A 14,372-nucleotide genomic window follows, 5' to 3' on the forward strand; every position below is an offset into this window, starting at 1 on the left:
TGGGGCGGAACCCTCCCCCACCGGCGCCTCCCCCAGCCCCGACCCTTGAAGACCGCCATCCTCGGTGCCGGCGTTTCCGGCATGGCCCTTGCACGCTTCCTGGTGGAGCGTGGTCGCCCCATCACCGACCTGCACCTGTTCGAGGCCGCACCGGTGGCCGGCGGGCTGTGCCAGTCGAAGACCGTCGACGGCTACACCTACGACGTTGCCGGCGGGCACATCCTGTTCAGCAAGGATGCCGCCGCTATGCAGTGGATGAAGGACCAGGCGGGCGGCGACGACGCGTTCGAGAAGCGCGATCGGAACACGAAGATCCGCTTCGAGGACAAGTGGGTCCACTACCCCTTCGAGAACGGTCTGGGCGACCTGCCGATCCAGGCCAACTACGACTGCCTCGAGGGCTACGTGCGCGCCTGGCACGAGCGCACGGCAAGGGACACGGCCGCCCCCGCCGACTTCGCGAGCTGGATCCGCTGGCGCTTCGGCGACGGGATCGCGGACCACTTCATGGCGCCCTACAACGCCAAGATCTGGAAGCGGCCCCTGGACCAGATCACATCGGAGTGGGTCGCCGGCCGCGTGCCGGACGCGCCGGTGGCGGACGTGCTCAAGGCGGCCATCGGCATGCGCACCGAGGGCTACACCCACCAGGCGCTGTTCTACTACCCGAAGAACGGCGGCTTCCAGGCCATCACCGACGGGCTGTACGAGGGCCTGAAGGCCCAGGTGCGGCTGTCGACGGTGGTCGAGTCGGTCAGACAAGTCGGCGAGCGCTACAGCGTCAACGGCGAGGACTTCGACGCGGTCGTCTCGACCCTGCCCCTGAATGTCCTGCCCGACATCGTCGAGGGCATGCCCGCGGGTCCCGCGGAGGCGATGCGAACCCTCGAGTTCAACTCGGTCACCTGCATCCTGTTGGCGCTCGACCGCGCCGAGCACCCGAACCTGTCCTGGATCTACCTGCCCCACGACGTGCAGGGTCCCGCCAACCGCGTGACCTACATGTCGAACTACGCGACCACCAACGCGCCGGCGGGCAAGACGTCGTTGATGTGCGAGATCACCTCCGACGGCAAGCTGCCCTACCCGGGCGCCGAGGCGGAGAAGCAGACCATCGCCGGCCTGATCCACGCCGGGCTGATGCGCGAGGAGGAGCTGCTCTTCACCGACCGCAGCTCGTCCAAGTACGCCTACATCGTCTACGACCACGGTTTCTCAGAGCGCAAGCGCACCGCGCTCGAGTACCTGGACTCGGTCGGCGTCGTGCCCCTGGGGCGTTTCGGCAAGTACGAGTACCACAACTCCGACCAGTGCGTGATCGAGGCCCGCAAGCTGGCGGACCAGCTCGCTGGTCAAGCGGTGAAGGGCTGAGGCGAGCGCGGCCCCGCGCACCTGTCCTGCCGTGAGCGCGATCACCGCCAAGCCCCGGGCCCTGTCCGTCGCCATTCCCACCTGGAACGGCGGCGAGCGCTTCGGCGAGCTGCTCACGGCCCTCGAACGCCAGGACGTCGAGGGCGGCTTCCAACTGGTGGTGGTCGACTCCGGGTCAAGCGACGGCACGGTCGAGCGCGCCCGCGCCGCCGGGGCCCTGGTGCACTCGATCCCCCAGTCGGAGTTCAACCACGGGCGCACGCGCAACGTGGCCATCGGGCTCAGCTCGGGCGAGGTGGTGTGCCTTCTGACCCAGGACGCCGTGCCCATGGACGCCCACTACCTGCGCGCCCTGGCCGCGGCCTACGAGGACGAGCGGGTGGACGGCGCCTACGCGCGCCAGTTCCCCCAACCCGACTGCGACCCGATCCTGGCCGAGCGCCTGCGCCGCTGGAGTGCGTCGCGCGAGGAGCCGGTGCTGCAGCACCTGGCCATCGGCGACCCCGAGGCGGCGCGCGCGCGCTTCGACGAGCTCCAGCCCCTCGAGCGCCTGATGGCCTGCGCCTTCGACAACGTGGCCAGCTCGGTGCGCCGCTCGAGCTGGGAGCGCCACCCCTTCCCCGAGGCGCGCTTCGGCGAGGACGTGTCCTGGGGCCGCGAGGTGCTCCTGGCCGGCGGCGCGATCCAGTTCGTCCCCGACGCGCGGGTCGAGCACAGCCACCCGATCTCGATCAAGCGCGAGTTCAAGCGCCTGTACTGCGACCACCACAACCTGTATCGCCTGTTCGGCGTGCGCACGGTGCCGACCTGGAAGCACGTGCGCGAGGGCTGGGGGCCGCAGACCGCGTTCTACGCCGAGCTGCTCGACAGCCAAGCGGGCTTGAGCGAGGCCGAGAAGAAGCGCTGGAAGCGCTACGCGAAGTGGTACGCCCTGGCCGAGGCCACGGCCCAGTTCCTGGGAGCCCGCAGCCACTGGAAGGTGAACGAGAGCGCTTTCTGGCGCTGGTTCGACGGCAAGGTGCGGCGCGGGGTGTGAACACCAGCGGACCTGGCAGACCCACGCGGCTACCGGTCCACCCGCCCTGAGGCCTCGGCGCGCACGAGACCTGGCGGCACGGCCTCCCCCGCCGCCTTGTGGGCGAGCGGTGACCCGCCGGTAGGCCGCGAGCGCACCCTTGGCTCGAGCGAAACGGCGACCACCCTCGAAACCGGATTGCACGGATCGGCCGCGGGCGTGGTACGACGCTGCGAATGCCCACCTATGCGCCCGCGGACGAACCGCGACTCCTCGCCGCTCCTCGCCCCTCCGACGGTCAAGCACGCTCCGTGGACGGCGGCGACTCGAGCGGCGAACGGGGCCTCGACCCCGGCGACGAGGGCGACCCACCAGCATTCGGCCCCGACCAGGTCGCGGGCCTCGGGCGCGGGCAGGCGCTGGTCTTCGATCGGGTCCTGGGGAGCGCCGCGGCGGCCCTCTTGGCGGCGGAGCTGCGGGCAATGGAGGGCTCGCTGCAGCCGGCCGCGGTCGGGCGCTCGGAGCGGCGCTTGTATGCGACCGACGTCCGCAGCGACTGGAGCTGCTGGCTCGACCGACCGGAGGGGGCCGACGCCGGTCCCCTGTGGCGCCTCTTCGACGTCGTGGCGGGCGAGCTGCGAGACCGGGCCTGGCTGGGCATGGAAGGCGTCGAGGTCCAACTCGCCCTGTACCGCGGCGACAGCCCCGGCTACCTGCGCCACCGCGACGCCTTCGTCGGGCGCGGGCGGCGCCGGGCCACGGCGATCTACTACCTCAACCCGAACTGGCGCGTGGGAGATGGCGGCGAGTTGCAGCTCTTCGACGAGGACGGGCTCGGAAGCGAGCGCGACGTGCAACCCGTCCTCGATCGCCTGGTGGTGTTCCTGTCCGACAGGCTGGAGCACGCGGTACGCCCGTGTGTCGCTCCGCGCTGGGCGGTGACGGCCTGGTTCCTCGGGCCGGAGAGTCCGTAGCCAGCGGCGCTCGGTGCGGACGGAGGCAGAGGCGAGCCCAGGGACCGGACGGCGCCGGCCGCCTGCGGATCCTCGGAGCGAGCCTGGGTCGCCCATCGACGTCCTGGCGGGGCACCCTGCCGGACCACCGCGCGCCGACGTGCTCCCCCGGAGCCGCCCCGCCCGCCGAGTAGACTTCCGGGCCCCATGCCCGCCCCCCCCGCCCCTGGCCACGCCGTCGTGTCGACCCCGACCCGACGGCCGGGCTTGATCCCCGAGCTCGACGGCCTGCGCGCGATCGCGGTGCTGATCGTGCTGTGGGAGCACTCCCCGCGTGGGGTGACCGACGGACTGGTCCCCGGTGCAGACCACCTGGGGCGCTGGCTCCTGGGGCCGGGCTACCTGGGGGTGGACCTGTTCTTCGTGCTCTCGGGCTTCCTGATCACGCGCATCCTGCTCGCGGATCGGGCCCTGGGCACCCCCCTGCGGCAGTTCTGGATCCGCCGCTTCCTGCGGATCTTCCCGATCTACTACCTGCTGCTGGCGCTGGTCTGGATCTTCGCGCCCGGGCCGGAGCTGCCCTGGTGCGCGGCCTACCTGGCCAACTTCTACCAGGCCCTGCACTTCTCCGACGGGCCGCTGCTGCACACCTGGTCCCTGTCGGTCGAGGAGCACTTCTATCTGGTCTGGCCCCTCGCGGCCTATTGGCTCAGCCCACGCTGGAGTCGGCGCTCGATCGCCTGGTTGGTGCTGCCGGGCGCACTCCTCGCAGCGGTGCTCTTGACCATGGATGCGGCCAGCGCCGCGCCCCTGTTCAAGGGCCCCGCGATCCAGAAGCTGACCTTCACCCGCGCCTTCTCCCTCGGCGCCGGGTGCCTGCTCGCCTACGCCGAGCCGTGGCTGTGCCGCGAGCGCTGGAAGGCGAGTGGCATGGCCCTGGTCCTGGTCGCCTTCTCGATCCTGTCGGGCGTGCCGGCGCTGGTGATCCTGTGGAACCACAAGTTCCTGCCCTACACCGGCGTCGCGATCCCCATGAGCTTCGCGCCGGCCTTGAACCTGGTCAGCTTCGCCGCCCTCTCCACCGCCGCGGTGGTCACGGGGATCTCGTGGCGGGGCAGCCGCGCACCCTGGGCCTGGCTCCTGCGCCGCGCGACCCTGCGCGGGGTGGGTCGCATCAGCTACGGGCTCTACCTCTACCACTTCCCGATCTACGACGCCTTGAACGTGCTGTACCCGCCTTCGGCGGAGGTTCCGGGGCCACCCCTGCTGCCGCGTACCCTGCTGGCAATCGGGTTGACGTTCGCGGCGGCGACCGCGTCCTACTTCGCCATCGAGCGCCCCCTGCTGCGGATCGGCGCGCGCTTTCGTGGTACTCGGACCGAGCACTAGCGGTAGCGCTGGCGGTCGTGCTCAGTCCGCCTGCGCGAGCGCCAGCGTGTGGGCATGGAAGTCGCGCCAGCCGTACCAGGCCGAGAAGTCGACGGCCCCCTCGTCCCGGCTCGAGCCGGGAACCTGCTCCTCCTCATAGTGCTCCAGCGCCTCGTCGCCGTAGACGAGCCTGAGCCCGTCTTCGTCGTCGAGCGCAACGGCAAGCAAGGGCTCCACGACAGTGCCGACGTCCTGCCTGACGGTGAGCCTCGCGCCCACGGTGCGTGGAGCGTCGAGCAGGACGTCCATGACCTCGTCGTTGAACTCGTCGATGCCGTGCCACACGCAACCGTTCCCTTCGAGCGGCGCACCACTCTCGTCCACGCCGAGGTAGACGGCCACGATCCGGCGAGAGAAGTCGCGGTCCCCGAAGGGCTGTTCCAGGTCCACGTCCAAGGAGCTCGCACCGACTGTGAAGCTCCCCGATCGACCAATGGATGGAATCCGCAGACGGCCGCTCCACTCGCCACCGGAGGTCTTGGTCAAGGACCCCGCGACCAGCTCCGCCTCGGCACCGAACTGGGCTATCAATGCGCGCAGGCCGTCGATGTCGGGGTTCGTTGAGTCGTAGAAGCCGGACAGGAACCCGTCCAAGTCGTCGAGCGGATCGTCGCTCGCCGACTCCTGCTCGTCTGCCGGCTCCGGCTCATCGGGAGTGCGCTGGTCCGCCGACAGGACCCTTGGTGCGGCGATCACGGTGGCCACGTCATCTCCCGAGTCGGCACTCGCCCCGGAAGTCCCGCTGCCCACCGCCGCCGCAACCGGCGCCGGCGCTCGACCGGTCCGCAGGAAGATGTACGCCCCTGTGGTCGCCAGCAGCACCAAGACCGTTCCCACCAGCACCGCCGCCTGGGCCTCCCCCCGCTTCGATCTCACCATCGCCAGACTCTAGTCGAGCCGATTCGAACCGTGTCGACCTCTCCCGAGGTCACGCAGGGAAAGCGGGTCTCGAGAACTGTTGGAACCAGGCTCGAAACCACCGCGAAGCGAGCTCCGGCGGTGAATGCGAGCCTGGTTTCGATGCATCGGATCAAGGATGCGGAACGTCCACGGTCACGCAACGTTCGATCACGACATGGGGCTGACCGTCGATCGTGAGGACACCCGCCACGGCGCCGACGAAGACCACGTCGTGGAAGGCACGGGGCGCCGCGCGGCCTGCGGGATCCAAGATCAGGAGGCTCGGATAGTAGCCCGTTGAGACCCTCCGCACGTCTCCGCTCCATCCCGGCAGAGACTGGGCGGGCCACTCATTGCCATCAGCGTAGAGCAACAACGAATGTCCCCGGATCAACTGGCCCCACTGGAGGCGCGCGCGCGACTCGTCGATCACGGCGCGCTTGAAGGCACCGGGGTTGAGAGCGGCCGTCTCGGTCACGGCGTTCTCGAAGGCCTCGCGAATCTGCGCCCGCGCCCCAGCTTCCAGGGAGGGCGACCAGGCGCGGCAGATCGAAGTAGCCATCCCGATCGAGGCCTTCCAGACGTCACCGTCCTCGCCAAGCTTGCGCCGTGCACAGTCAGCACAGGTCACTTTCACGTACCGCGTCGACTTGATCCCGGCAAGACCCTCCTCGCTTCGTTCCTCCTCGTACTCACCGGTCCCTGAGCACTTCGAACAGCGGGCGAGCTGCTGGTACTTGCGAGCGATCTTCTTCGCAGTCGCGCTCTTTCCGCGCGCCCAGACGAGCTGGGGGAACTGATAGGCGCGGGACTCCGAGCCAGAGACGATTCCGCGATGCTCGTGGTCCTCACCAGCGTCGCGGCAGGATTCGATCAGCGCCCTGACCACATCCACGTCGACGAACTCCAACCCACGCCCGGGGCTCGACCACTTCAACAGCGAAACGACACGACCCTGATCGTCCACGACCGGTGCGCCGCCCATGTGTCGACGTTGGCCGTCCAAGAGGGCAGTGCGCTGGCGCAGGGACTCCGCGGCCGCCTCGGCGACGGCATCGCCTGTGGCCGCAGCGTCGATCAGCGGTGCCGGCCCCGGGCCGAGGATCAGTTCACCGATCGGAACGGCACCTTCGCGCCGCCGCCCCGTGGGGTCGATCAGCAGCGCCCACCGCTCACCGCCGCTATTCGCAGGCTCATCGATCCGGAGCGGTCGACGGACGACTCCTTCCGCGATCCGCGCCTCCTTGTCCGAAGGATCCGACCCGAACGCCGGAATCTGGAGCAGGGCCAGGTCGTGAAGGGGGCTCACGCATGCGAGCTTGGCGCGAAAGCGATTGCGCGCGCTGCCGTCGGGGCTGACCTCGATCCCCTTGCCATTCTTGTTGCCCACCAGCCCCGCGAGACCAGTGACGATCAAGTCGTCCGCGACGAGCACGCCGGGTTGGACTCCGAAAGCACCGTCGAGGTCGTCATTGGCCCGGCTGGGCGACGGAAACTCGACCAGGACCTCGAACACCGACTGACGGACCCTCGCCGGACCGGCGCCCGGTACCCACTTGGTTCCGGCCGCCTCGTCCTGCGGCGCGGAGTCGTCCCGCGGCGCCGCCCCGTCCTGAGACACCGCCCCATCCTGAGACACCGCCCCGTCCTGAGACACCGCCCCGCCCTGCGACAGTCCTTCCCCCAAAACCGCCGGGGCCAGCCCTATGTGAGCGGCCGGGCCCACGGCTGGTGCCGCGAATGCAGTCACCGCCAAGGCAGAGGTCAACAGGACTGGCAGTGCTAGGGCAGATACGGCGGACCCAAGCCCGCGAGCGACGACGTCTTCCATCCAACTATGAAGCATGTTTCCTATCCGAATTGAGACCAGGACGACTCTTGAACGTTCGGAACGGGACCGGACCGAGAATCGCACAAAAAGTGCAGACCCAAATTCGCGCTCCAGCGGCAATCAGCCCCTGAGGCGCCGCCGTGTGCTCGAATTCCCGGGCCCCGTCTAGAACCTCGAAGCCTGTCAGGGTCCGAGGAGCTCGAGCCATTCCCGAGTCGAGAGCGGTTCGCGCTCGACCACTGTCGGTCTCATTGCGAATCCGCGGCCGCGCGCATCTCGCCGCACCACCGTGGATTCAGAATCGTGAATCTGTAGTCGCTATTTCACAGTCGTCAGTTCAGACCCGGCGCAGATCGCCTGAATTCCCCGTGGTGTCAGGGCGCGCGGCCCTTGTACCAGCAAGACTGCGCCGCGGCAAAAACGGTCTCGGCCGATCGACGCTTCTTTCCGCGCCATCAATGATCCGCAGGTGGAATCGGGGGCACCGTCGACCAAGCACCGTTCTCCAGAGTTCGAAACTCGCCCTCGATGCCGCCCTCCCCCGCTGCTTCGAGGGCTCGTCGCAGGTCTTCGAGCGGCTCGCCCCGCGCGTCGTCGGCGAGCTGGAAGGTGCCGAAGTGGATCCCGATGGAGAGCGGCGCGCCCAGGTCGCCGTGGGCCTGGACCGCGTCGGCCGGGTCCATGTGGACCGGCGACATGAACCAGCGCGGGACGTAGGCGCCGATCGGGAGCAGCGCCAGCCGAAAGGGGCCCAGGCGCTCGGCCGTGCGGCGGTAGTGCTCGCCGTAGCCCGAGTCGCCGCCGAAGTAGGTCGCCCCGCCGGGACCATCGATCACGTAGCCGCACCACAGCCGCGCGTTGCGGTCGAACAGGCCGCGGCCCGAGAAGTGACGCACCTCGGTGGCGTGGATGGTCAGGTCGCCGATCACCTGGCTCTGCCACCAATCGAGCTCGACCACCTTCTCGACCCTCCACGACTCGAGCAGCGCGCGGTTGCCCAGGGGCACCACGAACAGCGGATCGTGGCCGTCGCGCAGCCGCAGGATCGTCGTGCGATCGAGGTGGTCGTAGTGATCGTGGCTGATCAGCACCGCGTCGATCGGCGGCAGGTCTTCGAAGGCGATGCCCGCGGGCGTGCGGCGGTCGGGACCGGCCCACTGCACGGGGCTCGAGCGGCGCGACCAGATCGGGTCGGTCAGGAGGTTGAGGCCCGCCGTCTGCAGCAAGAGCGTCGAGTGGTTGACCATCTGCACCCGCAGCTCGGCACCCTCGACGCGCTGCGGCGGAAGGTCCGTCGGCCCCGCGAGGTCGCGCGCCGGGAACTCGCCTGGATCGCGTCCGGCCATCCAGCGCAGCACGGTCAGCGGATCGGTGTGGTCGGTGGCTTCGGCGTTGGCGAACACGTCGCCGTCGAAGTGGTCGCTGGTCGGCCCCGCGTAGCGTGGACCCGAGAAGTACCACCCGCCCGCGACGGCGGCGATTGCGATGAGTCCGACGCCGGCGCCGAGAACGGTCAGGGCGCGCCGCAGTCGACGCCTGAAGATCGGTGAGAGCACGGCTGTTCTTCGGATGGAGGGACCGGGCTTTCCACCTACCGGTCCGGGCTACCTGCCGCGCAGGACTTCGAGCGCGCCAAGCAGGTCCTCCGGCAGGGGCGCTCGGACTGACAACTCACGCCCACCGGCCGGGTGCCGCAGGGTCAGCGAGGCCGCGTGGAGCGCGTGGCGGCCGCGCGGCAGGCGCGGGACCGTCGGGCGCAGCTCGGCCGGGGCGCGGTAGAGAGGATCGTTCACCACGGGGAAGCCCGCCTCCTGCAGGTGCACGCGGATCTGGTGGCGGCGGCCGGTCTCGGGCTTGCACTCGACCAGGCTGGCGGCGCCCAGGCGCTCGAGCACCCACACCCGCGTGCGCGCCTCCTTGGCCTTCGCGTGACGCCCGGCGAGCTGGCGGTCCGCGCCGCTCGCGCCGCCGCGCAGGGGCAGGTCGACCTCGAACTCGTCGACGGCCGGCTCGCCGTGGACCAGGGCCGTGTAGCGCTTGTCGGTGCGCCGAGCGCGAAAGGCGTCGCGCAGGCGCTCGAGGGCCAGGGGCGTGCGCGCGAGCAGGATCACCCCGCTGGTGCCGCGGTCGAGGCGGTGCACGACGCCCGGGCGATCGGGGTCCTCGGCGTCGGCCAGGGGCCCGAGCTTGGCGGCGAAGGAGACGATCGTGGGACCGGCGGCGCGGTCGGCGGCGTGGGTCAGCCAGCCCGGCGGCTTGTCGAGGGCCAGGACGTGCTCGTCCTCGAACAGCACTGTCGGATCGGGAAGGGGGGCCACCTGCCCGGCCTCCGCCACCGCGCCGCCGACACTCACCCGCTGACCCTTCTGGATCCGCAGGTTGGAGCGGTTCACGACCTTGCCATCCAAGCGCACCTCGCCGCGCCGCACGCGCTTCTGCCAGGCGGATCGCGTCTGGTCGGGCCACAGGCCGGCGAGCACGCGGTCGAGGCTCTGGCCTGCGAGCTCGCGCGGCACGGCGCGCTCATCGGGAGGTCCGGCGTCGGTCACGCTGCGTACGTTACTCGCGCGGGTGGCTCGGTCGCGGGCTGGGCGGGGCGATTCGCCCGCCACCCGGTGTCGCCGCCGCGGGGCCGCCCGTTACCTTGCTCCGATGGCAGCGCTCCGGCCCGTCGTCCGTGCTTCTCTCGTGGCCCTGGTCCTGGCGGCCTGCGGAGGCGAGCCTCCTGACCAGTCGACCCAGCCGGCGTCCGGGACAGGGGCGGCCCCGGGGTCAGCGGTCGAGTTCACGACCTCCACGGGACCCGGGGACTTCGCCCCGCAGATCGCCCCCGCGGTCGGCGTCGAGCGGCCGGCCGTCGACCAGGGCCCCTCCGCCTTTCCACGCGCCGCGATCGGGCGACTGCGGATCGACCTCGCGGGCGGAGCCTCGCGCGAGCTCGGCTACGGCTTCCTGACCCGCCGCCAGGGCCGCACCGTGATGGCCACCGCGCGCCACCTGGCGGGCCCCCCCGGCGGCCTGCCGATCGAGCTGGACCTGTCGCGCTACGAGTCCACCGTGGCGCGGGCGAGCCTGACCCTGCCCGGCGGTGCGGTGCAACTGGGCTCGCCGTCCTGCGCAGCCCTCGACCATTGGAGCAGCGACGTGCTGCTGCTCGACGCGCCCGGCGCCGCCGCCGACGCGAGCATCACGCCAGCGGCCGCCATGCCGCGCGCGGGGGATGCGGTGCTGATGCTCTTGGGCCCGACGCTGTCGCCGATCGGCGGCACCGTGGCGGAGGTCTACGACGACTCCTTCTTCGAGATCGAGTTCGCCAGCACCGCGCCCTCCCTGCCCCTGGGCAACGTGGCCGGTCTGCCGGTGCTCGACGCATCCGGCGCGGCCCTCGGGGTGATCTCGGAAGTTCGGCCCCTCGCGGGCGGACGTCCCGGTATTGCGGCCCAAGCCCTGGCCCCCTTCATGGCTGCCCCCGAACGCCTGGACGGTCGCGCCGAGCGAACCCTCGACGACTACGCCGAGCAGGCCTCGATCTCCGTGGACGGCGAACTGTTGGCCGTGGCGTCGGTGACCTTCGGCCGGCTGCGCGTGGTCGAGCGCTCCACCGGCGAGTCCTTCGCGCCCCTGGCCTCCTTGGACACCGGTCGCCGCCTGTCGATCTCGAGCTTCACCGACGACGGCTACACCCTGCTCGCCGCCGGTCGCGACCGCGCGGAGCTGTACGAGATCCGCAGCGGCATTCCCCTGGCGGTCATCGAAGACCTGCGCGGATCGCCGCGCGACCTGTCGGTCGGCCCCCACCGCGCGGTGCTCGCCACCAACGACGAGACGGTGCTGATCGACCTCGAGGCCTTCGTGGTCCTGGGCCGCGGCCCGGCCGCGACCGCAGTGGCCCTGGCCGAGACGGGCGTGGTGATCGTCGGCCGCGAGGACGGCGCGGTCCAAGCCCTCGCCGTCGCGCCCGCCGACTGGCTCGGCCCGACCCTGCTGGAGTCCAGCGGCCAACCCGTCGGTGACATCGCGTTGGACGGCGAGCTGGTGGCGATCGGCCGCGGGTCCGAGGTGATCGTCCTGCGTCGCAACACCGACGGCGTGACGCCCCTCCAGCGCATCCCCACCGGCGACGGCACCGTCAACGCCCTGCGCTTCACCCCCGGCGGCAAGCAACTACTCGTGGGCACCGGCCAACTGCTCGAGGACGACGCCGGCGACCTCGTCGCAGCGGACTGCTACGTGCGCGTATTCGACACGGCGACCTGGCGCGAGCTCGCCCGCTCCCACGACCACTGGAGCCCCGTGATCGCCATCCTGCGCGTCGCCAGCGAACGCTGGCTGTCGGTGTGCACGGACGGCGAGTGCTTCGAGTGGAACGTTGCAGGCCTGTGACGGGGGCTGCTTGACGATCTGGCCGGATCGCCACCGCCGAGCTGGACTGGTCTCGCCTCGTGGTCACCTCTGCGCTCGAACACGTAGTCCAGGCTCGGACACTCGCCGACTCTGACCTCTCGACTCAGCTTCTCCAGGCGCCATAGGGTTTGGCGAGTGGGCAGGCCATGGCGAGGCTGGCGGGTCGGGATCCGGCGCCCTCGGGCCCAGGTTGTTCGCAGCCGGAGGGTCGGGCACGCCGACCCGCTGAGCCCCCAGCGGACGCGACCCGCTCGCCGAAGTGCCTCGCCGCCTGCCCGTGGGCGCAGGCCGCTCGCTGGTTGGGCCATCCAGGTCCGCGCTCCCACGGCGCGATTGTCGCGCGCCGAGGACAGGACGACGGGCACCTCGCCCGCGGCGCGGTCCCAGGGGAACGGGGTCGGCGAGTTTCCGGCGGTTCGCGCGGCGAATCAGGGCCGATGCGCCGCCAGAAAAAGTCACCGAGGCGGCCGAAGGTCTAGAGCGCCTCCCGTAGGTCGCAGGCCCTCTCCCCGCCGTCCCCTGGAGCGACGCCCCTCCCGTCGACTCGGTCCGGCACAGGCCCGTCCCTATCCGTCGCCACATCCACCCATGATCCGCCACCGAATCCTGCTCGCCGTCGCGGCCCTCGGCTGTACCTCCCTCGCCCGTGCACAGGGCGGACTCGACTGGAACTTGCAGGCCGGGCTGGCACCGCCCGGGCTCAACCTGAACGCCTTGTTCGGAACCGCCTTGGAGCTCGACGATGGGCTGCTCGTCGTGGGATCGAACGGCAAGCAGAACGTCGGGTCGTCGCCGGACGGCGCCGTCTTCACCTGGCGCCGGACCGCCGGCGGGTGGTGGGAACCCCTGCCGCTCCTCACACCGCCGATCGCGGGCCTCGGTGGCAACTTCGGTCGCGGGTTGAGCCTCTCGGGAGAGCGGCTGCTGGTCGGCGCACCACTCGAGGACGCGGGAGGAGTCAATGCATCGGGCGCAGCCCACCTCTACGACCTCGACCCCGGCGGCGGCGGGTGGCAGCTCGCCGCGTCGTTCGCACCGGCCGCGGCTGCGCCGGCGGACAACTACGGCTTCACCGTGACCCTCGACGGGGACCGCTGTGCCGTCATGCCCAAGTCGAACGGGTTCCCGGCTTCCGCGCCCATGTTGCTGTTCAGGCGATCGAGCACGGGCGAATGGGTTTCCGACGGCCAGATCCCGAAGCCGCCCACGGTCGGAGCCTCCGGCTGGTCCGCCTCCTTGAGTGGTGACCTGATCGCGGTTCCCTACGAGTCGGCCGACGGTGTGACCCCCGACAGCGGCGTCGTCGAGATCCACCGGCGAGGGTCGTCCGGATGGACTTTGGAGGCCACGCTGGCTCCGTCGGACGGGCCGGCTTTCGGCACCTTCGGTCGCTCGGTGTCCCTCGATGGGACCCGGGTAGCTATCGGCCGGGGCTCACACGGCGTCCTGGGCCCGGCCTACATCTACGTCCGCGACGGCGCCGGCAACTGGACCCTCGAACAGCAGTTGGTTCCGACCGATCCAGTCCTCGGCCTGGGGTTCGGCTTCTCGATCGACCTGAAGGGCGACCGGCTCGCGGTCGGCTCCCACATGATCGGAATCGCGCCCCACCCCGGCTCGGCACACGTCTACCGACTCCAGGCAGGCTCGTGGCAGTTGGAGTCGATCGTGGAGGGCGAAACGGTGCCGCCGGTGGTCACGCTCGAAGGCGTTGCGCGTGACGTCGCCATCGATGCGACGTCCGTCGCGCTTGGCGCAGGGCAGTCCGACATTCAGATCAATCCGTTCTCCGTCCAGAGCCGCGGCGCAGCTTTCGTGTACGAGCCCTCCGGCAGCCAGTCACTCGAAGCCCACCCAGTGCTCTTGCACCTGTGGGCCGGCGGAACCCAACAGCTCGCCCTCGACTTCGGCTCGTCCGCTGCCGGCCAGCTCTACATCGTCCTCGGCTCGATCTCTGGCACGACCCCCGGGCTCTCCGTCGACGGGCTGCTGCTCGAGTTGGTGCCCGACGGCTACACGAACACGACACTCGTAGCGCCGAACACGGCCCCGCTGGGCGCGACGTTCGGAGCGCTCGACGGTTCGGGCCGAGGCCTGGCGACCTTCTCGATCCCGCCCAACGCGCCACCCAGCCTGGCCGGACTGGTGTTGCACCACGCCGCGGTCGTGCTCGACACCTCGGGCCCGGTGAGCGTCTCCGCCGTGTCGCCGCCGTCGCCCCTGCAACTCGTACCGTAGCGGCCCGCATCGCGAGGGGGCGCCAGCAACGCGCGCGCTGGCGCACCCCTTCGCCCCCTCCAGCCGGATTCGCGTGACTTGGCGGTGTCGTCGCCCCTCGTCCTCGGTCACGGTCCGGGACTGGATGGAGCTCTACCTGTCCCTCGAGTCCAGTCGCTGAACGCGACAATCGCGACCGGCTGGCGCTACGACGCAGTAGCGTCGCAGGTTCAACCGGCAGCACCTGCGCTGT

At 70.6% G+C, this 14,372-nt stretch carries 10 protein-coding genes; 6 read left to right on the plus strand and 4 right to left on the minus strand.

Annotation, left to right across the window (positions count from 1 at the left end; all coding sequences use genetic code 11):
* Positions 1 to 45 precede the first annotated feature (45 nt).
* From Pla133_RS16355 to Pla133_RS16370, 4 genes are all read left to right on the plus strand, one after another.
* Entirely contained in the window at positions 46 to 1,371 is a 1,326-nt protein-coding gene (locus tag Pla133_RS16355; RefSeq protein ID WP_419191609.1) for a protoporphyrinogen/coproporphyrinogen oxidase, read from the plus strand.
* 31 nt (positions 1,372 to 1,402) lie between these two features.
* Positions 1,403 to 2,407: a glycosyltransferase family 2 protein gene (locus tag Pla133_RS16360; protein WP_145067142.1), complete on the plus strand. Its 1,005-nt coding sequence runs from the start codon at positions 1,403 to 1,405 to the stop codon at positions 2,405 to 2,407.
* 215 nt (positions 2,408 to 2,622) lie between these two features.
* Positions 2,623 to 3,360: a 2OG-Fe(II) oxygenase gene (locus Pla133_RS16365; RefSeq protein ID WP_145067144.1), complete on the plus strand. Its 738-nt coding sequence runs from the start codon at positions 2,623 to 2,625 to the stop codon at positions 3,358 to 3,360.
* Between the two features lie 186 nt (positions 3,361 to 3,546).
* Positions 3,547 to 4,728 carry an acyltransferase family protein gene (locus tag Pla133_RS16370; RefSeq protein ID WP_145067146.1) on the plus strand — a complete coding sequence of 394 codons (1,182 nt, stop codon included), beginning with the start codon at positions 3,547 to 3,549 and terminating at the stop codon, positions 4,726 to 4,728.
* Between the two features lie 21 nt (positions 4,729 to 4,749).
* Here the strand turns inward: Pla133_RS16370 and Pla133_RS16375 are convergent, their stop codons facing one another.
* The 4 genes from Pla133_RS16375 to Pla133_RS16390 form a co-directional block, all read right to left on the minus strand.
* Positions 4,750 to 5,646, minus strand: coding sequence for a hypothetical protein (locus tag Pla133_RS16375; protein WP_145067148.1), 897 nt, complete (start codon positions 5,644 to 5,646; stop codon positions 4,750 to 4,752).
* Positions 5,647 to 5,797: 151 nt separating this feature from the next.
* A complete protein-coding gene (locus tag Pla133_RS16380; protein ID WP_145067150.1) occupies positions 5,798 to 7,618 on the minus strand; it encodes a hypothetical protein in 1,821 nt (606 codons plus the stop codon).
* A gap of 335 nt (positions 7,619 to 7,953) precedes the next feature.
* Positions 7,954 to 9,054: an MBL fold metallo-hydrolase gene (locus Pla133_RS16385; protein ID WP_419191610.1), complete on the minus strand. Its 1,101-nt coding sequence runs from the start codon at positions 9,052 to 9,054 to the stop codon at positions 7,954 to 7,956.
* 48 nt (positions 9,055 to 9,102) lie between these two features.
* A complete protein-coding gene (locus Pla133_RS16390; protein ID WP_419191611.1) occupies positions 9,103 to 10,047 on the minus strand; it encodes an RluA family pseudouridine synthase in 945 nt (314 codons plus the stop codon).
* A 103-nt stretch (positions 10,048 to 10,150) separates the two neighbouring features.
* On the opposite strand from Pla133_RS16390, the gene Pla133_RS16395 reads away from it, so the two are divergent.
* Together Pla133_RS16395 and Pla133_RS16400 are read left to right on the plus strand one after the other, a co-directional pair.
* On the plus strand, positions 10,151 to 11,881 hold the full coding sequence (locus tag Pla133_RS16395; protein ID WP_145067154.1) for a WD40 repeat domain-containing protein: 1,731 nt from the start codon (positions 10,151 to 10,153) through the stop codon (positions 11,879 to 11,881).
* A 609-nt stretch (positions 11,882 to 12,490) separates the two neighbouring features.
* Positions 12,491 to 14,140, plus strand: coding sequence for an FG-GAP repeat protein (locus Pla133_RS16400; RefSeq protein WP_145067156.1), 1,650 nt, complete (start codon positions 12,491 to 12,493; stop codon positions 14,138 to 14,140).
* Positions 14,141 to 14,372: the final 232 nt, after the last annotated feature.

The organism is Engelhardtia mirabilis, from assembly GCF_007748095.1.
In the GTDB taxonomy this organism is placed as follows: domain Bacteria; phylum Planctomycetota; class UBA1135; order UBA1135.

Excerpts from the sequence above, each read along its gene's own strand:
- Pla133_RS16375 (WP_145067148.1), bottom strand. The coding sequence starts at position 5,646 with ATGGTGAGATCGAAGCGGGGGGAGGCCCAGGCGGCGGTGCTGGTGGGA.
- Pla133_RS16400 (WP_145067156.1), top strand. The coding sequence starts at position 12,491 with ATGATCCGCCACCGAATCCTGCTCGCCGTCGCGGCCCTCGGCTGTACC.
- Pla133_RS16365 (WP_145067144.1), top strand. The coding sequence starts at position 2,623 with ATGCCCACCTATGCGCCCGCGGACGAACCGCGACTCCTCGCCGCTCCT.
- Pla133_RS16395 (WP_145067154.1), top strand. The coding sequence starts at position 10,151 with ATGGCAGCGCTCCGGCCCGTCGTCCGTGCTTCTCTCGTGGCCCTGGTC.
- Pla133_RS16370 (WP_145067146.1), top strand. The coding sequence starts at position 3,547 with ATGCCCGCCCCCCCCGCCCCTGGCCACGCCGTCGTGTCGACCCCGACC.